At 70.1% G+C, this 20,039-nt stretch carries 15 protein-coding genes; 6 read left to right on the forward strand and 9 right to left on the reverse strand.

The features are described 5' to 3' along the window. Both GTO19_RS07500 and GTO19_RS07505 read right to left on the reverse strand, forming a co-directional pair. Entirely contained in the window at positions 1-1,017 is a 1,017-nt protein-coding gene (locus GTO19_RS07500) for a TRAP transporter substrate-binding protein (protein WP_291019861.1), read from the reverse strand. Positions 1,018-1,096: 79 nt separating this feature from the next. Further along, positions 1,097-2,347 (reverse strand): aminotransferase class V-fold PLP-dependent enzyme, encoded by a 1,251-nt coding sequence (locus GTO19_RS07505; protein ID WP_291019864.1) that lies wholly within the window; start codon positions 2,345-2,347, stop codon positions 1,097-1,099. 130 nt (positions 2,348-2,477) lie between these two features. Here GTO19_RS07505 and GTO19_RS07510 point away from each other — a divergent pair, with 130 nt between their 5' ends. Then, positions 2,478-3,161, forward strand: coding sequence for a GntR family transcriptional regulator (locus tag GTO19_RS07510; protein WP_291019867.1), 684 nt, complete (start codon positions 2,478-2,480; stop codon positions 3,159-3,161). Beyond that, positions 3,158-6,253 (forward strand): FAD-binding and (Fe-S)-binding domain-containing protein, encoded by a 3,096-nt coding sequence (locus GTO19_RS07515; protein ID WP_291019870.1) that lies wholly within the window; start codon positions 3,158-3,160, stop codon positions 6,251-6,253. Before GTO19_RS07510 ends, GTO19_RS07515 begins: the two co-directional genes overlap by 4 nt. Before the next feature lie 12 nt (positions 6,254-6,265). Here the strand turns inward: GTO19_RS07515 and GTO19_RS07520 are convergent, their stop codons facing one another. From GTO19_RS07520 to GTO19_RS07550, 7 genes are all read right to left on the reverse strand, one after another. After that, the gene (locus tag GTO19_RS07520; protein ID WP_291019872.1) at positions 6,266-7,162 is read right to left on the reverse strand and encodes a hypothetical protein; all 897 of its coding nucleotides are present in this window, start codon (positions 7,160-7,162) and stop codon (positions 6,266-6,268) included. 127 nt (positions 7,163-7,289) lie between these two features. After that, positions 7,290-8,222, reverse strand: coding sequence for a pseudouridine synthase (locus tag GTO19_RS07525; RefSeq protein WP_291019875.1), 933 nt, complete (start codon positions 8,220-8,222; stop codon positions 7,290-7,292). Positions 8,223-8,244: 22 nt separating this feature from the next. Then, positions 8,245-8,985 (reverse strand): tRNA (guanosine(46)-N7)-methyltransferase TrmB, encoded by a 741-nt coding sequence (gene trmB / locus GTO19_RS07530; RefSeq protein ID WP_291019878.1) that lies wholly within the window; start codon positions 8,983-8,985, stop codon positions 8,245-8,247. A 68-nt stretch (positions 8,986-9,053) separates the two neighbouring features. Beyond that, positions 9,054-14,042, reverse strand: coding sequence for a hypothetical protein (locus GTO19_RS07535; RefSeq protein ID WP_291019882.1), 4,989 nt, complete (start codon positions 14,040-14,042; stop codon positions 9,054-9,056). 414 nt (positions 14,043-14,456) lie between these two features. Further along, positions 14,457-15,344 (reverse strand): tRNA glutamyl-Q(34) synthetase GluQRS, encoded by an 888-nt coding sequence (gene gluQRS, locus GTO19_RS07540; RefSeq protein ID WP_291019885.1) that lies wholly within the window; start codon positions 15,342-15,344, stop codon positions 14,457-14,459. 14 nt (positions 15,345-15,358) lie between these two features. Continuing rightward, entirely contained in the window at positions 15,359-16,450 is a 1,092-nt protein-coding gene (locus tag GTO19_RS07545) for an NAD(P)/FAD-dependent oxidoreductase (RefSeq protein ID WP_291019888.1), read from the reverse strand. A 25-nt stretch (positions 16,451-16,475) separates the two neighbouring features. Beyond that, positions 16,476-17,426, reverse strand: coding sequence for a LysR family transcriptional regulator (locus tag GTO19_RS07550; RefSeq protein ID WP_291019892.1), 951 nt, complete (start codon positions 17,424-17,426; stop codon positions 16,476-16,478). 127 nt (positions 17,427-17,553) lie between these two features. On the opposite strand from GTO19_RS07550, the gene GTO19_RS07555 reads away from it, so the two are divergent. From GTO19_RS07555 to GTO19_RS07570, 4 genes are read left to right on the forward strand one after another with little or no spacing between them, the layout of a single operon-like run. Next, positions 17,554-18,255 carry a pirin family protein gene (locus GTO19_RS07555; RefSeq protein ID WP_291019894.1) on the forward strand — a complete coding sequence of 234 codons (702 nt, stop codon included), beginning with the start codon at positions 17,554-17,556 and terminating at the stop codon, positions 18,253-18,255. A 39-nt stretch (positions 18,256-18,294) separates the two neighbouring features. Further along, complete coding sequence (locus GTO19_RS07560; protein ID WP_291019895.1) at positions 18,295-18,702, forward strand: DoxX family protein; 408 nt, start codon at positions 18,295-18,297, stop codon at positions 18,700-18,702. 37 nt (positions 18,703-18,739) lie between these two features. Then, positions 18,740-19,294 carry a flavodoxin family protein gene (locus GTO19_RS07565; RefSeq protein ID WP_291019897.1) on the forward strand — a complete coding sequence of 185 codons (555 nt, stop codon included), beginning with the start codon at positions 18,740-18,742 and terminating at the stop codon, positions 19,292-19,294. Between the two features lie 35 nt (positions 19,295-19,329). After that, a complete protein-coding gene (locus GTO19_RS07570; RefSeq protein WP_291019899.1) occupies positions 19,330-20,025 on the forward strand; it encodes a DUF599 domain-containing protein in 696 nt (231 codons plus the stop codon). The last annotated feature ends 14 nt before the right edge of the window (positions 20,026-20,039 follow it).

Genomic DNA, 20,039 nt, shown 5'->3' on the forward strand with positions numbered 1-20,039 from the left:
TCAGAACTTTGCGCCGAGGTCGACGGCGGTGTCCACCAGCTTGGCGCCTTCGGGCACCTCCTTGCCGAAGTCGGCGTAGACGGCCTTGCTGGCGGCGATGAAGGCGTTCTTGTCGGGGTCGTTCACCTGCACGCCGGCGGCCTTGATCTTGTCGACGAGCTCCTTGTCGAGCTCGGCCGCGGTCTTGTAGACGAAGGGCTGCACGTCCTTCGCGGTCTTCTCGAGCACGGCGCGCACGTCGGCCGGCAGCGAGGCGAACTTGCGCGAGCCAGCGGTCAGGTAGGCCGGCGTGTACACGTGGCCGGTCATGGAGAGGTACTTCTGCACCTCCTGGAACTTGGACGAGTAGATCTGCGTGAGCGGGTTCTCCTGCCCGTCCATCACGCCGGTCTGCAGCGCCACGAACACCTCGGAGAGCGCCATCGGCGAGGGGTTGGCGCCGTAGGCCTGGAACATCTTCACGCGCCACACGCCCTGGGGCACGCGCAGCTTCATGCCCTTCAGGTCCTCGGGCTTGTTGATGGGGCGCACGTTGTTGGTCACGTGGCGAAAGCCGTTCTCCCACACGGCCAGGATCTTGTAGCCCTTCTCGTCGGCCATGGGCGCCAGTGCGGGCCAGACCACGGCCTTCTCGATGGCCATCATGTGATCGCGGTTCTTCACGAGGTAGGGCATCTCGAACATGCCGAAGGCCGGTACGGTTGAGGACATCACCGTCGAGGGAATGGAGAGTTCCAGCGTGCCCAGGCGCAGCTTCTGCATCATCTCCGTGTCGCCGCCGAGCTGGCTGGAGCCGAACACCACCACCTTGGCCTTGTTGCCCAGGCGCTCGTTGGCCAGGCGTGCGAACTCGTTGGCCGAACGCTCGAACAGCGAGCCCGGCCCGCCCACGTGGCCCAGCTTGATCTCCAACTGCGCGTGCGCGGCGCCGCTGGCCAGCAGCAGCGCCGCGGAGCCCAGCGCGGTGGTGAGGGCCCGTCGCGTCAGGGCCGCCAGGGAAGGTTGGCGAGTTGGCATGCTTGTCTCCTGTGTGGTTGTCGTCCGCTGAAAACGCCAGGCCCCGCCCACGGACGCTGCGGGGCCGCTTCGTCGGTGCTCAGGCCATCGCGGGCTGCGCCTTTTCTTTCGCGGTGGGCGCGCCTTGCAGCAGGCCGCCCGGGTGGGCCGAGAAGTGGTCCATGAGGGCCTGCACGCCCGAGGCGGCGAGGCGCACGCCGGCGAGCTTCAGGCCCATCTCGCAGCCGGCCACGGTGGCCACCAGCGTGAGGTCGTTGCTGTCGCCCAGGTGGCCGATGCGGAACATGCGGCCCTTGACCTTGCCCAGGCCGGTGCCCAGCGAGCAGTCGAAGCGTTCATAGATGAGCTTGCGCACCGCATCGGCGTCCACGCCCTCGGGCGTCATCACCCCGGTGAGGATGGGCGAGTACACCGCCGGGTCGGCGCACTGGATCGGCAGGCCCCAGGCCTGCACGGCGGCGCGCACGCCGGCGGCCCAGCGCTGGTGGCGCGCGAACACGCGCTCCAGGCCGTCGGCCAGCAGCATGTCGCAGGCCTCGCTCAGGCCATAGAGCAGGTTGGTGTTGGGCGTGGACGGCCAGTAGCCCGTCTTGTTCATCTCGATCATCTCGGCCCAGCCCCAGTAGGCGCGCGGCATGGTGGCCCGTGCGCTGGCCTCGATGGCCTTGGGCGAGAGCGCGTTGAAACCGATGCCCGGCGGCAGCATCAGGCCCTTCTGCGAGCCGCTGACGGTCACGTCCACGCCCCACTCGTCGTGGCGGTAGTCGGCGCCGGCCAGGCCCGAGATGGTGTCGACCAGCAGCAGCGCCGGGTGCTTCGCGGCGTCGATGGCGCGGCGCACGGCGGCGATGTCGCTCGTCACGCCCGTGGAGGTTTCGTTGTGCACCACGCACACGGCCTTGATGCTGTGGCCGCTGTCGGCCTTGAGGCGCTGCTCGATGCGATCGGCCTGCACGCCGTGGCGCCAGCCTTCGGCGCCGGGCAGGCCCAGCACCTCGGTCTTGAGGCCCAGGCGCGTGGCGAGCTGGTTCCACAGGAAGGCGAAGTGCCCGGTCTCGTACATCAGCACGTGGTCGCCAGGGCTCAGCACGTTGACCAGGGCCGCTTCCCAGGCGCCGGTGCCCGAGCCGGGGTAGATCATCACCGGGTGGCGCGTCCTGAAAATCTTCTGCATGTCCGCCAGCACCTTCAGGCCCAGGCGCCCGAACTCGGGGCCGCGGTGGTCGATGGTGGGCAGGCTCATGGCGCGCAGGATGCGATCGGGCACCGGCGAAGGGCCGGGGATCTGCAGGAAATGGCGGCCGGTGGGGTGGGCGTCGGTGGTGAACATGTGGAAAGCCAGGTGAAAGGTCTTGGGGCATTTTTTGTATTCAAAATTCAAATGTCAAGGGCAATCGCCCTAGAATCACCCGGAAACGCCCCAATTGACGGCTGTTTTTTTGCATACAAAATTTGCGCATATGAGTTCCCAAGCCCCCAGCATCCCCCGCACCGTGCTGCACGAACAGGTGGCCGCGCGCCTGCGGCAGATGCTGGTGGAGGGCGACATCCCGCCCGGCGCCAAGCTCAATGAGCGCGCCCTGTGCGAGGCGCTGCGCATCTCGCGCACGCCGCTGCGCGAGGCGATCAAGATGCTCGCGGCCGAGGGCCTGGTGGAGTTGCTGCCCAACCGCGGCTCGGTCGCGGTGCAGCTTGATGAAGAGGACGTGCGCCACACCTTCGAGGTGATGGCCGGGCTCGAGGCCCTGTCCGGCCAGTTGGCGGCCGAGCGCATCGGCGCCGCCGAGGTGGCCGAGATCGAGGCCATGCACTTCGAGATGCTGGCCGCCTACACGCGGCGCGACCTCTCCACCTACTACCGCCTCAACGCCGCCATCCACCGCGCGATCAATGTGGCCGCGGGCAACCCGGTCCTCACCAGCACCTACAACCAGGTCAACGCGCGCCTGCAGGCCCTGCGCTTCCGCTCCAACCAGGACGGCGAGAAGTGGCAGCGCGCGGTCGCCGAGCACGAGGCCATGGTGGCCGCGCTCAAGGCGCGCGACGGCGCGGCGCTGGCGCGCGTGCTCACGCAGCACCTGCACCACAAACGCGACGTCGTCATCGAGCAGATGCGCGCCGCCCACCACGACAGCCCCGCATGAACGCACCCGACCCCATCGGCCTCGGCCGCGCCGACGGCGACCGCTCCTACGAACAGGCCGCGCGCGTGGGCGGCGAGGTGGCGGGGCAACTGGCGCGCGAGCTGCGCCAGCACACGCGCGGCGAGGTGCTGTTCTCGCCCGCCGACCGCGGGCGCTACGCGACCGATGCCTCCATCTACCAGCAGATGCCGGTGGGCGTCTTCGTGCCCGCCACGGCGGACGACGTGGCCACCGCGCTGCAGGTCTGCCGCCAGTTGCGCGTGCCGCTGGTGCCGCGCGGTGGCGGCACCAGCCAATGCGGGCAGACGGTGGGCGCTGGCCTCGTGATCGACCACAGCAAGCACATGCGCCGCGTGCTCGCGGTGGACGCCGAGGCCCGCACGGCCACGGTCGAGCCGGGCATCGTGCTCGACCACCTCAACGCGCAGCTCAAACCCCTGGGCCTGTGGTACCCGGTGGACGTGTCCACCAGCGCGCAGGCCACGCTGGGCGGCATGGCCGGCAACAACTCCTGCGGCAGCCGCTCCATCGCCTACGGCAACATGGTGCACAACGTGCTGGGCGCGCAGGCCTGGCTGGCCGATGGGCAACTGCTGGACTTCGGCGCTTACGCCGACGCCAGTGGCGAGGCGCGCGCCATCGGCGACTTCGTGCGCGAGCTGGCGGCGCAGCACGCCGGCGAGATCGACGCGCACTGGCCCAAGGTGCTGCGCCGCGTGGCGGGGTACAACCTCGACGTCTTTCGCAACCAGAGCCCCAGGCCCTACACCGACGATGGCTCGGTCAACCTGGCGCACCTGCTGATCGGCAGCGAGGGCACGCTGGCGCTCACGCGATCGCTCACCCTGCGCCTGAGCGAGCTGCCCAGGGCCAAGGTGCTGGGCGTGGTGAACTTCCCCACCTTCTACCAGGCCATGGACAGCGCCCAGCACATCGTGAAGCTGGGCGAGAACATGCCGCAGGGGCAGCTCACGGCGGTGGAGCTGGTCGATCGCACGATGATCGAGCTCTCGCTGAAGAACCCCGCCTTCGCGCCCACCATCCGCACCGCGCTGTCGCCGCACATCAAGGGCGGCCAGCCCGACGCCGTGCTGCTCGTCGAGTTCAGCGGGCCGAGCAAGGACGCCATCCGCCACAAGCTGCGCGAACTGGTGGACCTGATGGGCGAGCTGGGCCTGCCCGGCAGCGTGGTCGAGATGGTGGACGACGCGCCGCAGAAGAACCTGTGGGAGGTGCGCAAGGCAGGCCTGAACATCATGATGAGCCTGCGCGGCGACGGCAAGCCGGTGAGCTTCATCGAGGACTGCGCGGTGCCGCTGGAGAGCCTGGCCGAGTACACCGATGCGCTGACGCAGGTGTTCCGCAGGCACGGCTCGCGCGGCACCTGGTACGCGCACGCTTCGGTGGGCACGCTGCACGTGCGGCCCATCCTCGACATGCGAACGGACGGCGCCGCGAAGATGCGCGCCATCGCCGAAGAGGCCAGCGCGCTGGTGCGCCGCTACAAGGGCGCCTACAGCGGCGAGCACGGCGACGGCCTGTGCCGCGGCGAGTGGATCGGGTGGCAGTTCGGCCCGCGCCTGAACGAGGCCTTCCGCGCCATCAAGCAGCGCTTCGACCCGCAGGGCCTGCTGTGCCCGAGCCGCATGGTCGACCCGCCCCGGATGGACGACACCCGGCTCATGCGCTTCCCGCCCAGCTACCGCGTGGTGCCCATCCGCACCGCGCTGGACTGGAGCGCCTGGAACGTGCAGAACGACCCGGTGACCGAGCAGACCAGCGCCCCGGGCAGCGGAGGCGATCCTGCGCAGGGCCTGGCCAAGGCCGTGGAGATGTGCAACAACAACGGGCACTGCCGCAAGTTCGACGCCGGCACCATGTGCCCGAGCTACCGCGTCACGCGCGACGAGCAGCACCTCACACGCGGGCGGGCCAACACCCTGCGGCTGGCGCTCAGCGGGCAGCTCGACGGCCTGTCGGGCGCCGAGGCCTTCACCGGCGAGGCCGTGCGCGCGGCCATGGACCTGTGCGTGGGCTGCAAGGGCTGCAAGCGCGACTGCCCCACCGGCGTGGACATGGCGCGCATGAAGCTCGAGTGGCTGCACCACCACCATGCGCGCCACGGGCACTCGCTCAAGGACCGGCTCATCGCGCACCTGCCCGACTACGCGCGCCGCGTGGCGCCGCTGGCGCCGCTGCTCAATCTGCGCAACCGCTGGCCCTGGCTGGCCGCGCTGGGCGAGCGCTGGCTGGGCCTGAGCGCGGCGCGCAGCCTGCCCGCCTGGCGCCGCCGCCATTTCTTCAACGAACCGCCGCGCACGGCCACCCGCGAGGAGGTGCTGGCCGCCGAGCGCGGCGTGGTGCTGTTCGTGGACACCTTCAACGGCCACTTCGAGGACGAGAACGCGCGCGATGCCGTGCGCGTGCTGCAGGCGGCGGGCTACACGGTGCACGTGGCCGCGAAGCAAGAAGGTGACGGTCACCTGTGCTGCGGGCGCACCTACCTGGCGGCGGGCATGGTCGACGCCGCGCGCGAGAAAGCGCGTGAGCTGGTGGGCAGCCTGCGGCCGCTGGCCGAGCGCGGGCTGGCCATCGTGGGCCTGGAGCCGTCCTGCCTGCTCACGCTGCGCGACGAATGCCTCGTGCTGGGACTGGGCGAGGGCGCGCAGGTGGTGGCGGACCAGGCCCTGCTGTTCGAGGAGTTCCTGGCGCGCGAGGCGCGCGACGGCCGGCTCGACGCGCTCAAGTCGCGCTTGCGGCCCGTGTCACAGCCCGTGCTGGTGCACGGCCACTGCCACCAGAAGGCCTTCGATGCCGTCTCGCCCGCGATGGAGGTGCTCAACTGGGTGCCGGGCGCGAAGCCCACGCTGATCGAGAGCAGTTGCTGCGGCATGGCGGGCAGCTTCGGCTACGAGGCCGCGCACCAGGCGGTGTCGATGCAGATGGCCGAGTTGAGCCTGCTGCCCGCGGTGCGGGCCCAGCCCGACGCCATCGTGGTGGCCGACGGCACCAGTTGCCGCCACCAGATCCACGACGGCGCGCGGCGCGAGGCGGTTCACGTGAGCCGCTTGCTGGCGCGGCAGTTGGCCTGAGGGTCTGCCGGGTCAGCCCGGCTGCCCCATCGTGTCCCCCATGTCCGCCGGCCGCGAGGCCACGAAGCCCAGCCGCCCGATCTGGAACAGCACGTTGCGCAGCAGGCGCGCCAGTTGCGCGCGCGCTTCGCGCGAGGGCGTCAGCGCCATGAGCGAGATCGAGGGCAGGCGCGTTTCCACCGCGTCCTCGTCGGCCGGGGCCCAGGTGCGCAGCAGGTGGTCGCGGCCCAGGGACAGGCGCGCGTCGACCAGCGCCACCGCGCGCTCGAGCTTGTTCACGTCCTCGAAGCCGATGTCCCAGCAGACCTGCCGGCCCTCGTGGCGCTCGACCACGCTGCAGCCCAGCGGAAGGGCCCAGCGCTTGGGCTCGGCCTTGCTGGAGAGCAGGCGCCGAGCGTGTTCCCAGAGGCTGCCGTTGTCGGCCACGAAGGACTCCAGGGCCTGGCGGATTTCCACCGCCATGTCCCCCTGGGAGCCCGGCCCGGGCACCACGACCACGTTGCCGCTGTCGAGCCGGGCGCTGTCCACGCTGACGCGCTGCGGGTGCCAGCTCGCCGACACCGAATCGGCCACGCCGCGCACGAGCTCGCGCGCGGCCCAGGGCGCCAGCATCAAGGTGACGCCACCGGATTGCAGGATGCGCAGGTCGACCGGGCTGGGCGAGCCTTCGCCCAGCAGGCGCTGCAGCACCGTGGCGGCCTCGCGCTGGTCGTGGCGGTCGGCGCCCATGAGCACCACCACCACGTGGGGCACCGAGCGTTTCATGGCCGGCGCGATGCAGACCATGCATTGCACCTTGGCCTCGGCCTTGGAGAAGACATCGCAGGAGCTGCGGGGCGGGAGGACGGCACCGTCGTGGTTGAGGGCCTGCACGACGGCGGGGGGCGTGTCGATGGTGGTGCGGGGCATGTAAAACGAAAGCGCGACAGCGGACAAAAAGGCGAGAGCGGCCTGCCACTCAAGTCGACAGGTTCGACGCTTTCTTGACCCGTGGTTCCCCTTCGCCGGCTCGCGTGCGCCTGCGCGCGACCGCCGGTCAGGCGGGTGGCCAGTCGAGCGAGCGCGCGCTCTCGAACCGCCGGGGCTGGCCCGTCACCGGGTCGGTGAAGGCAATGGCGCGCGCGAGCAGGCGCAGCGGTTCGGCGAAGTCCTCGGGCTCGCCGGGGCCGCGGCGCACGCGCGGATAGAACTGGTCGCCCGCGATGGGCAGGCCCAGGGCGTCCAGGTGCACGCGCAACTGGTGGCGCTTGCCGGTGAGCGGCCTGAGGTCGTAGCGCGCCCAGGCGCCGCGCACCTCCAGACGCTCGATGCGCGTCTCGCTGTTGGGCTCGCCCTCGGTCTCCACCATGCGGAAGAAGGCCTCCACGTCCTCCTCGATGCGGCTGCGGCGGGTGAGTGGCATCGCCAGTGCGGGGGCGTGCGGCGCGATGGCCTCGTAGGCCTTCTCCACCACGCGATCGCGGAACAGCGCGTGGTAGGCGTTGCGGTCCTGCGGGCGGAGGTTGAACACCACCAGGCCCGCGGTCTCGCGGTCGATGCGGTGGATGGGGTTGAGTGTGTGAATGCCCGTGCGCTGCTTGAGCCGCACCATGAGGCTGTGGCGCACGTAACGGCCCGTGGGCGTGACGGGCATGAAGTGCGGCTTGTCGGCCACCAGCAGGTGCTCGTCCTGGAAGAGGATGTCGGGCTCGAACGGGATCCGTGCCTCGTCGTCCAGGTGGCGCCAGTAGTAGAGCCGCGCGCCGGGCTCGCAGGGGGCGTCGGGCGCCACCGCCTGGCCGGCGTCGTCGAGCACCTCGCCGCGCGCCAGGCGCTGCGCCCATTCGGCGGGGCCGACCACGGGCAGGCGTTCACTGAGGAACTGCAGCACCGAGGCCCAGGGCACGGGCCTGGTGAAGGGCACGGCCACGCAACTGGGCGACACGCCCTCGCGCGTGGGGATCAGGGGGTTCTTGGGACGGTGCGCCACGCGCGGCCGGTGGTGTGGCGCTTCAGACCCGTCGCCAGACGAGGTCCCACACCCCGTGGCCGAGTTTGAGACCGCGGTTCTCGAACTTGGTGAGGGGGCGGTAGTCGGGCTTGGGTGCGTAGCCGCCCAGGGCCTCGTCCGCGGTGTTGCGCAACAGGGGTTCGGCGCGCAGCACCTCCAGCATCTGTTCGGCGTAGGGCTGCCAGTCGGTGGCCAGGTGCAGGTAGCCGCCGGGCTTGAGCTTGCGCGCCAGCCGGTTCACGAACGGGCCCTGGATGAGGCGTCGCTTGTGGTGCTTGGTCTTGTGCCAGGGGTCGGGAAAGAAGACGTGCACGCCATCGAGGCTGGCGTCGGCGAGCATGCGGTCCATCACCTCGACGGCGTCGTGGCGCAGGATGCGGATGTTCTCGAGCCCGCCGTCGCCCGCAAGCTTGAGCAGGGCGCCCACGCCGGGCTCGTGCACCTCGCAGCAGAGAAAGTTGTCCTGCGGTCGCAGGCTCGCGATGTGGGCGGTGGCGCCGCCCATGCCGAAGCCGATCTCCAGCACCAGCGGGGCCTCGCGGCCGAAGGCGGCCTTGGCGTCGAAGGGCCGTTCGGGCAGCGTGGGGGCGTAGTCCAGCAGGAATCGCGGGCCGTAGACCTCGTAGGCCCTGGCCTGCGCGGCCGTGGTGCGGCCGGCGCGCAGCACGTAGCTCTTGATCTTGCGCAGGAAGGGCGCGTCGTCGGGGGAGGGGCGCGGCTGCGCGTGGCGAGGGTCGGTCATGGTCGGGCGGGGATTGTAGGTGGCCGACCGTTCGGCCTCACGGGCGATCGTGCGCCCGCAAGCCGGCGTCAACGGGGCTTGTGCCGCGCGAAGAGGCCCTCCAGGGTGTCAGCCACTCGGGTGGGGAACGGTGACACCGTCGCTTCGTGGTCGTAGACGCTGCGCAGCAGCTTGAGGGGGTGCGCGCCCTTCGGGGCCGCTGTCGTTCGTTCGAGGACGGCATGGAACAGGCGGGCGAAGAAGTGCACGCTGCGCTCCACGGCGGCCTGTCGCGCGGCGGTGGCGGCGGGCATGGCGTCGCCGTTGAGCTGGGCGGCAAGGGCCCGCGTGGCGCCTTGCATGGCCAGCAGCCTGACGGGCAGTGGCGGCTTCGCCTGGTCCGTTCTCGGCGACATGGCCTGTTCGATGTGGCCGCTCAGGCTGGCGTCGAGTTGCTGCAGGAAGGTCCGGCGGTGCGCGGCCGGCAGGGCCTGCGTGAGCTCGCGGAGCAGGTCGAACTGGCGGTCAACGGTGGTCGAGTCATCGGCCTCGGCGGCGCTCGACAAGCGCTGCAGAACCAGAACGATGCGATCGTTGAACGCCTGTTGGAAGCTTTGCATGCTCGTTGAGCGAATCTCGCTGGCCTGAACTTCCTGGATGCGAGCGGCCAGCAGATCCGCCAGCGCCTGGCACAGACGGCGCCAGCGCGCCCAATCCACGGAAGCGCCGGGCCGTGGGACGGCAGCCAGTCGCGTCCAGGTCTCGAGGCTGGATCGCTGCGCCTCGTCACCCAGCCGGGACATGAGTTCGATCAGAGGGATGAATCCGTCGCGTTCGGCCTGCGGGTGTCGACGCCCGTAGGCCTTGAGTACCGGGGTGCGAGCGGCGTTGTCGCGCACGGTGAACAGCGTGCGAATGAAGTGCTCGTGCAGCGAGTTGCCGGGCTGGTGGGCTGGCAGGAAGCCGACGATGTGCCGCAGCAGGGCCGTTCGACCGCTGAGGGGGTAGCGGGCGTCGCCGGCGAGCTCCAGCAGTTTGCGCAGCATGGCCTCGTCAAGCCGGGTGCCGCCTTGCATGGCCAGCAGCCGGTCCAGGGACGACAGGCTGCCCGTGCGTTCGGTTTCCTTCAGCGCCAGGGCCAGCCATTGTCTCGGGTCCAGGCCCTGCTTCCAGGTGCGCTCCACGGTCTCGATGGCCTCCTGCAGCTCCGGCCACGGCGTGCCCTGTGGGTTCTCCAGTTCCAGGCGGACCCATTGGAGCAGGGCGTGCCAGGCGGCGGATCGGTCGGCGCTCTGGGCGAGCGCCGTGTTGTCCGGGTTCACCCGCAGCCTCAGCGGCGCGTGCCCCGTGCCGGGGGCGCTCAGGGTGAACCAGGGACGCATGGCCGCTCGGGCTTTCTCCGACTGGGACTTCGGCACTTCCTGCAGCAAGGCCTTCACCTTGTCCCGCAGGGGGCGGGCGTGGGGGTGGTCGGGGCGTTGTGCCAGGCGGGCGTCCAGCAAGCGGGCGATGTCCATGGCGCGGCGGGCGAGGGCGGTGTCGCCCTTGGCGACACTGCCTTTGGCGAGCTGTATGACGACGGCCAACTGCGCCGCGCCTGTTCCTTCGAGAAGCCGCTCGATCGGCAGGTGCCTGAACTGGTGTTCGATGGCCCGGAGTTCGATGCTGGCGTAGTCGCCCCAGTCGATGGAGCGCACCAGTGCCATGAGCACCAGTCGCGTGGCCGGGTCGGTTTCGAGCGGGTGGCCGGCCGTGGCCCAGCCGTTGGCCGCCAGTTCGGCGATGGCGGCCACGATACCCTGCCACTGGGCGGCCTGCGTCGCATCGGGCAGCAGTGTGGCCAGGGCGTCGGCATGGCGCGTCAGCAGTTGGCGGTGCAGCGCCGGATCGGGGATTCGCAGCACGGCGTCGAGCAGGGTTCGCACGGCCTGAACCTTGAAGTGGCCGGCCCAGTGGTCGCAGACCGCGATCAGGGCCTGCACTTCGTCCGCCGTCAGCGAGCTTCGGCGAAGCGCGAATGCCGCGGGAAGCGGGTCCGGCGGCGGAGCGACGAGCGCGGCGGTTCCGGTGAAGAGCATTTCAAGGGCTTGCTCAGGGTCCATGTTGCCCTGGCGGGGCGTGCGCGATCGGTTGACGGCGCGGGTGTAGTCGCTGCGCAATGCCACGTCGGTCGAGTGCCGCTGGACCAGGACCTGGGCGGCGTCGAGCAGGCGATGGAGCGAAGCCTTGTTCAGCGAAATTTCCTGGCTCAGCCGCAGCACTTGGCGAAACAGCGCATCGTCCAGGAACTCGGCGAAGCGCTCGGCGTTTTCCAGGCAGTCGATGAGGTAGGACGGATCGGCCCGGTGCGTGAGCGCCAGCAGGCAGAGCCGCAGCCAATCGTCGCCCTCGAGCAGCCAGGGTGTGGCTTGCGCCAGCGCCTGGATGGACGCCAGCGACAGGCCTTGCGCCTCGCGGATCTGTCCTTGCATCCAGTCCATGAGCACCACACGAAGCGCAGAGAGGCGTCGCGGCTGGTGCGATGGATCGGCGTTCGCCGAGGCGTCGAGCAGGGTCTCGCAGGCCGCTTGCAGCAGCGCGGCGCGCCCGGCATCGCTCACGATCGCTGCGGCGCACGCGGCGAGCACGTCGGAGAACAAGGGGCTGTCGGGTTCGTCGATCGACTGGTGGTGCTCGAGCTGGTACAGCAAGGGCTGGACGTTGCCTGTGCGATGGGCTTCCAGCAGGCTCAGACGCCAATGGTCGGACGCATCGAGCGTGGCCCCCAGGGCGGGTGTGGCCTCCGAGAGGAGGCGCAGCAGCTGCGGCCAGGGCGCACCGTGCGGGTTCTGAAGCTGCCCCTCGATCAGGCCGAGCAGAGCGGCGAAGGCGCTGGCCCGCTTGTCTGGCGTGTCGAGCGCCTCGCAGCGGGTCTTGATCTGGATGGCGATCAGTGAATCGGCTTGTTTGCCCCTGCCGTGTTGCCAGCGCAGCGTGAGCCAGGGCGAGAGTCGGTCGATATGCCACTGCGCCAGGGCCTGGTGGCAGGCTGTGCAAAGGAGGTTGACGCGTGCCTGCAGCAGTGCCAGGTGCCCCTTGGGCGCGGTTCCGCACCCGTGGGCCAGCGTTCGGGCCCACGCAAGGGTTCGTTTGAGCAGGTCCACATCGCCTTGCTGCGTGCCGAGTGGCAGCAGAAGATTCAACAGTTCGGCGAGGTGTTTGGCGTCGGCGGGCGGGAGCGGTTCGGGCGAGGCCGCTTCGAGCCTGTGACGGACTTCGCTGGCAAGGAAGGCGATGGCGGGCAGGGGATGGAGGCCCGTCAGGGCTTTGAGCAAGACCAGGCGCGTCGCCCCGTTCACATGGGCCGGGCTGTCCTCCTGAAACCAGGCATCGGTGGCCAGTTCGCCAGCGACGCGCAGGATCCCTTCGCCCTTGGCCCAGGCAGCTGCCGGGCAGTTGGCCAGGTCGCGCGTGTTCGCCTCCAGCAGCTTGCGCCGCCAGGCCGCGTCGGGGATGGCGCAGAGCACCGCGGCGAGCAATGCCATCGCGTCGTGCTCACGCCCGGTGCAAAACCAGTCGTGGCACAGCTGCGTGATGTCCGTCGCCAGTCCCTTGAGCCTGTCGGCCTGCAGCACCACGAATGGCTCGTCGGGGTCGGCGGTGTTGAGCTGGATGGGCGCCGGGTGGTTCTCGAACAGCTTGGCGTAGGCCTGGTCGACGTCTGCCCTGGATGAAGGGGCGAACCAGGCGTTGGGGTCGATCGAGGGCAGGACGGGGTCGTCCCTGAGCGCTGCTTGCAGTGCGTCTTCCGGCGCCGGCACGAAGGCGCGCGCCTGAAGTTGCCCGGCCACGTGGCTGGATGGCGTGCTTCCCGTGGCGCGCGCCGGCTTCACCAGCGCCTCGTGCTGATTCAGCAGCTCGTTCTTCTCCCGGCCCTCGGGCAGGGTTTCCATCAAGCGGCGCACCGCCAGGTGCAACCGGGGATCGTCGTAGGGGTGGGGCAGCAACGGCAGGATGGTGTGGAGCAGTTCGGCCCGGTGCTCGGCTGCGACGCCCGGTTCACCGTGGCGCTCCAGCAATTCGCGGATCCATTCGGCATCTGCCTGGCTTCCATCGGCGAAGAGGGTGACGAGCAGATTGCGCAGCGGCTGCGGGTTGCCGTGGCGCAGGGCCTCTTCCTGGCAGAGCCGCAGCCAGTCCGACGTGCTGGGCGTCCAGTGCAGGATGGGACCCGCCTCGGCCAGCAGTTCCACCAGGCAGGGCCAGGGCAGTGGATGGGTGCTGCGCGTTTGTTGCTCCTGAATCCATTGCAGCAACTGCTGGCGGGCGGTCTGGAGGTCGTTGCCGATGGCCGTGCGCTTGAGGCGTATTCCCACGGGTTGTCCGGCCGGCACGGTCCTGTCCACGAGAAGCCAGTCGAAGACCCGCTGCGCGGCGCGGGCACCGACCCGCGCGGGGACGCCCCTGGTCAGCACGTTGACCAGTGCCTGCACCGCGGCGTCGTTCGCCTGGCCGGCAGGCGCAGAGGCATTGGCCACGCGCTGCGCCAGGTCCACGGCGGTTCTGACGAGCGCGTCGGCCTGCAGGGCGAGCGCCGCCTCGGCTTGTTCGCTCAGGCGCCGCACCAGACGCAAGGCCTCGTCGCGCGGCAAGGCCAGACCCGATTGCTCCTGCTGCACCACCTGCGCTTGCAGCGTCCGCAGACGTTCGGCGACGTCGGCGCCCGGGTGCACGGCCAGCACCAGTGTCCGAAGCGCTGCCGGTGTCTGTGGCGTCAAGCAGTTGCCGAGCCATTCGATGGCTTCGGCAATGGCGGGAAAGCGGGGCGCTGACCACGGCGGTGGCGCGTGTTCGAGCAGGCGGGCGCCGTGCTCCGCCAGCAGTTGCTGACTCAGGGGAACCACGCCGATCTGGTCGATGAGGGCATCGATGAACGCCAGGCCCTCTTCGACGCCCTGTGGCGAGGCGAACCATTCGACGCAGGCCTCGACGACGAGGGCATGGTGCCGCTGTGGATCGATGTCGTGCGCGACGCGAAAGCTCGGCTGTGTCGGTGACGAGGTGTCGCGAGCCAGGAGGGGTGGATCGCCTGCGAGCAAGCGCTGGCGTGCGCTGCCGCCGCGGGGGCTGACGAGAGCCGTTTGGCCAGGCGCCTGCGACCGTCGCGTACCGATCGTGCTATGCAGGCGAACACTCCGGTTCGGCATAGGGGTGTGGGCGCGATCCCGGTCGTCTGATGCGGTTGAAGGTGTTTGATGCGGGGCGGGCTGTTGCGGTTGCCGTTGCTGTGGCGGCCGCAGAGGTGCCTGCGAGAGGGGGCGGGGTGGCCGATGGGTGGCTGATTCGATCGTGTGACGTGAACTCAAGACGAAGATCCTGTGGAGCGGGGGGCGCCGTTTGGCCAGGCGCGACCCAACGAACGGGGGCGGGGCTGTGTGATCGCCCTGGGAGCGCTTGCTCCTCATGGAAAGCTCACGGCAAGGGCCGTGCTTGCAAGGCGTGGCCCTTGACCCTCAACGCGTGGGCGCCGTGGACAGTGCCCAGTCCCTTGTCCAGCCGCGCAGGGCCGCGTCCGGTTCGTCACCGCGCGCCGGCAGGCCCAGCGCCCGCGCCGCCGCGTTCAGCGCCGCCATCGGATCGCTCAGGTCGAGCGCCTGCGCGCCGTTCTGCTTGCTGAGCTTCTCGCCGTTGTCGCCCAGCACCAGCGGCGTGTGCAGGTAGGCCGGCGTGGGCAGGCCCAGCGCGCGTTGCAACAGGATCTGGCGCGGCGTGTTGTCGGCCAGGTCCTCACCGCGCACCACGTGCGTGATGCCTTGCGCCGCGTCGTCCACCACCACGGCGAGCTGGTAGGCCCACAGGCCGTCGGCGCGGCGCAGGATGAAGTCGCCCACGGCGCGCGCCACGTCCTGCGACTGGGGACCGAGACGGCAGTCGGTCCAGTCCACCCGCGCCGCGTCGGGCACCCGAAAGCGCCAGGCGCGCGGCGCGCGGCCTTGCAGGCCGCCGTTCTCTGGCCGGCAGGTGCCGGGGTACACGGCGGCCTGGTGGCGTTCGCGCGGCGCGCCGCTGGCCAACAGGGCGCGTTCGATGTCCTGGCGAGAGCAGGCGCAGGGGTAGGCGCCGCCCTGGGCGATGAGGCGGTCGAGCGCCGCCTGGTAGAGCGCGTCGCGCTGCGATTGCCAGACCACGGGCTCGTCGCTCGCCAGCCCGCAGGCGGCCAGCTGTTGAAGGATGAGCCGGTCGGCCCCGGGAATGCAGCGCGGCGTGTCCACGTCCTCGACGCGCATGAGCCAGGTGCCGCCGTGGGCGCGCGCGTCGAGCCAGCTGGCCAGCGCGGCCACCAGCGAGCCGGCGTGCAGCGGGCCGGTGGGCGAGGGGGCGAAGCGTCCGCGGTAGGCCATGCGGGCCCGGGCGATCAGGCCAGCGCCAGCGCGAGCTCCAGCCCCGAGACGAAGGCGTCTTCCACGCGATGCCCCAGGCACCAGTCGCCGCACAGGCCGATGCCCAGCCGGGTGTCGAGCAGGTGGCTGCGGCCCAGCGGGGTCTGCGTCTGCGCGTAGCGCCAGCGCTGCACCTCGGCGAAGGGCGGCGTGGCGCGGATGCCGGTGATCTCGGCGAAGCCCTTGAGGAGCTTGGCCTTCACCCGCTCGGCGTCGTCTTCCAGGTGTTTGGTGGACCAGGCCGGGCTCGCCTGGACCGTCCAGCGCTCGATGGGGTCGCGCGCAGGCTTGCTCGATTCGCGGGCGAGCCAGCTGATGCGGTGGTGCGTGCTGCGTGCCGCGCTCCACTGGGGGCCCAGGTGGTACAGGCCGGGTTGCATGGCCTGCGGGAAGGCGACCATGAGCGTCCAGCACGGCGCCACGTGCACCGGCGCCAGTGCGGCGCGCAGTTCGGGTGCCAGGCCCGAGGCCAGCAGCAGCGCGTGCGCCTGCGGGTGCGGCACGGCGAGCACCACGCGGTCGAAGCCGCCGAGCACGCGCTGGCCGCCATCGGCGTCGGCGGTGCGCAACTGCCATTGCTCGGGGTGCAGGGCGTCGCGTTCGATGTGCGAGACCGGCGTGTCCATCAGCGCCTGCGCGTGCGGCAGGCCGTTCGGCTCGGGCTGGAGCAGCGGCTGCGCCCACAGCGCGACCAGGGCGTTCATGCCCGGCGCGGCCACGAAGTGCGGTTCGGTGGGCGGTGGGGCGCTGGCCAGTACGTGGCCGAATTCGTCCAGCACGCGCACGGTGCTGGCGCTCCAGGCGCGCACGGCGCGGGTGGCGGTGGCGCGCAGCGCCAGTTCGAAGCGCGCATCGCGCACGGTGAAGTACTGCACGCCCGGGTCGAAGCCGCCGAACTCGGTGCGCCGCGTGGCCATGCGCCCACCGACGGTGGAGGCCGCGTCGACCAGCGTGACGCGGTGGCCGGCCTGCAGCAGGGTGCGCGCGGCGGTGACGCCCGCCATGCCCGCGCCCACCACGGCGACATGCAAGGGAGCGCGCGGATGGGAAGCGGTAGACGAGTTCATCTGGTGAATGTAGCAGCGGCGGTGTTCAGCTCTGGTGATGGTTAGCGAGCAGTGCTTCGCGCGTGCCGGCGTGCTTGAGGTGGTCCAGCCACCAGCGCAGGGCGCGCGCCCCGTCCGCGGCAGGACGCGACTGCCGCCAGACGTAGGACACGCGAAAGCTGCGCTCCCCCTGCTGCACGGGCTTGACCACCAGCCGCCCCGCATTGATGTAGGGCTGGGCCAGCGCCGTGGGCAGGAAGCCCGCACCCAGGCCGCGCAGTTGCGCCTCCAGCTTGTGCTGCATGGTGGGCACGGTGAGCACGTCCTGGCCGGGCAGCAGGTTGTGGCTCACGCCGCGTCCGCGCTGGGTGCTGTCGGCCACGGCCACGGCGCGGTGCTGGCGCATGTGCTCCTCGGTCAGGGTCTCGTTCAATCGTGCCAGGGGGTGGTGGGGCGCCACCGCGTACACGAAATCCGCCGTGCCCAGCGGCGCGGCCTGCAGGCCCGGGCCCACCGAATCGGCCGCCACGCCCAGGGCCAGGTCGGCCAGGCCGTTCTGCAGGGCCTCCAGCGTGCCCGACAGGGTTTCCGCGCGCAGCCGCACGCGCGTGGGCGCGCCGGTGGCGTAGAAGGACTCGCACAGCTCGAACAGCGTGGCCCGCGAGATCAGCGCGTCGGCCGCGATGGTGAGCTGCGGCTCCCAGCCCGTGGCCACGCGCTTGACGCGCTGGGCCACGGCGTCGAATTCGTTGAGCAGGAACTCGCCCGCGCGAAGGAGTTCGGACCCGGCCGGGGTGATCGCGGCGCGGCGCGCGCTGCGGTCGAACAGCAGCACGTCCAGCGCATCCTCGATCTGGCGGATGCGGTAGGTGAGGGCGCTGGGCACCATGCCCAGCTCGCGCGCGGCGGCGGCCATGCTGCCCAGGCGCGAGACGGCCTCCACCAAGGCCAGGTTCTCGGCCGACAGGGCGCTGCGGGCGGTGATGGGTGCAGGCATCAGCGGGTATTGGTGTTCAAAGATTTTGAATGATGCCATCAAAACCCTGAGGCCCTGAGCGGGGGTGGCTTGCCCAGAATTCAGCCCATGCCAGCCCCGCTGGCCCCACGCAGAAAGGACAACCGCCATGATGCAGATCCGCCGCTCCGACGCCCGAGGCTACGCCGACCACGGCTGGCTCAAGAGCTACCACTCCTTCTCCTTCGCCGACTACTTCGACCCCGCCTGGATGGGCTGGGGCAACCTGCGCGTGATCAACGAGGACCGCATCGCCCCGGGCACCGGCTTCGGCACGCACGGCCACCGCGACATGGAGATCATCAGCTACGTGCTGAAGGGCAACCTGGCGCACCAGGACAGCATGGGCAACGTCAAGGGCATCCCGCCCGGCGACGTGCAGCGCATGAGCGCGGGCACCGGCGTGCGCCACAGCGAGTTCAACCATGCGCCCAACGACACGACGCACTTCCTGCAGATCTGGATCGAGCCGAACCAGCGCGGCATCCCGCCCAGCTATGAGCAGAAAGGCTTCGCCGACGCGGAGAAGCGCGGCCGGCTGCGCCTCGTGGCCTCGCCCGATGGCCAGGACGGCTCGGTCACCATCCACGCCGACGCCGCCATGTACGCGGGGCTGTTCGACGGAGAGGAAACCGCCAGCATCGAACTGGCCGCCGGCCGCAAGACCTATGTGCACGTGGTCCGCGGTGAACTCGAGGTCAATGGCGAGCGGCTGTCCGGCGGCGATGCTGCCGTCATGGACGGCGAGACTTCGCTGACACTCGCGCACGGCAAGGACGCCGAGGTGCTGGTCTTCGACCTGGCCCACTGATTTCCCTCAACCGCTTTTTCAACCCTGGAGAACCCTCCCATGACCGCTCTGCAAAACCCCTTCGCCCTGCTGGCCCGCTTGCTGATGGCCCTGCTGTTCCTGCCCGCCGGCATTTCAAAGATCGGCGGTTTCGCGGGCACGGCCGGCTACATCGGCTCGGTCGGCCTTCCCATGCCCGAGGTGGGCGCGGCGATCGCGATCCTGGTGGAGGTGGGCGCCTCGATCCTGCTGATCATCGGCCTGTTCACCCGCCCGGCCGCGCTGGTGCTGGCGGTGTTCACCCTGGTGGCCTCGTTCTTCTTCCACGCCTTCTGGTCCATGCCGGCCGAGGCGCAGATGATGCAGTCGCTGATGTTCTACAAGAACATCGCCGTCGTCGGCGGCCTGCTCGCGATCGCGGCCCACGGTGCCGGCGCCTTCAGCCTGGACGCCAAGCGCGGCGGCTGATTGCCTTCCCTTCCTGACACTTTTTGCGAACCATTCCATGACCAAGGTAGTTGTCGTTTATCACTCCGGCTACGGCCACACCCAGCGCATGGCGCAGTCGGTGGCCGACGGCGCGGGGGCAGAGCTCATCGCCATCGACGCCGATGGCAACCTCCCCGAGGGCGGCTGGGAAGCCCTGGATGCGGCCGATGCCATCGTCTTCGGCACACCCACCTACATGGGCAGCGTGAGCTGGCAGTTCAAGAAGTTCGCCGACGCCTCCAGCAAGGCCTGGTTCGCGCAGAAATGGAAGGACAAGCTGGCCGCCGGCTTCACCAACAGCGCCGGCATGAACGGCGACAAGCAGTCCACGCTCAATGCGCTGTTCACCCTGGCCATGCAGCACGGCATGCTCTGGGTGAGCCAGGGCCTGATGCCGGCCAACACCAAGGGCGCGCAGCGCAACGACGTGAACTACCTCGTGTCGTACAGCGGCGCCATCGCGCAAAGCCCGTCCGACGCGGGCGCGCAGGACATGCTGCCGGGCGACCTGGAGACGGCGCGCCTGTTCGGTGAGCGCATCGCGGCGGTGGCCGCCCGGTTCACGGCTTGAGCACCGGTCTTCATGAGGCGTAGCATCGCGGCCTCATGAAGATCTTCAGCATCCTTCCCTGGGCAGACTGGCTCGCGCTGGTCTGCTTTTTTTCCATCTGGATCGGCTACGCGGTGTTCGCCAAAGCCTGGGCCAAGACCCGGCCCTCGCTGCTGCGCACCACCAACCGCTACCGCCGCTACTGGATGGAGCAGGCCATCGAGCGCGACCCGCGCATGCTCGACGGCATCATCACGCAGAACCTGTCGACCACGCCGGCCTTCTTCTCGTCCACCTCGATCCTGATCGTCGGTGCCCTGTTCGCCCTGCTGGGCACCACCGACAAGGCGACCGAGCTGATGAGCGAGATCCCGTTCGCGCAGGCGACCACGCTGATCGTCTTCGAGTTCAAGATCCTGGTGCTGGTGGCGATCTTCGTGTACTCGTTCTTCCGCTTTTCCTGGTCGATGCGGCAGTACACCTTCGTGGCGCTGGTGATCGGGTCCATGCCGCCGCCCGAGGACTTCGCGTCTGGCCGATTCGACCGCATCGCGTACGTGGACCGGGCGGCCTCGCTCGTGGCCTCGGCGGCCGAGACCATGAACGACGGCTTGCGGGCGTACTACTTTTCATTCGCCCTGCTGGGCTGGTTCGTCTCGCCGCTGGCGATGGTGATCGCCACGGCCGTGGTGGCCGCCATTCTGTACAGCCGGGAGTTCCGCTCCGAGGTGCTGCACATCCTCAAGGACTGATCGGGCTCTGAAAA

The organism is Hydrogenophaga sp. (assembly GCF_011772445.1).
In the GTDB taxonomy this organism is placed as follows: Bacteria; Pseudomonadota; Gammaproteobacteria; order Burkholderiales; family Burkholderiaceae_C; genus Hydrogenophaga.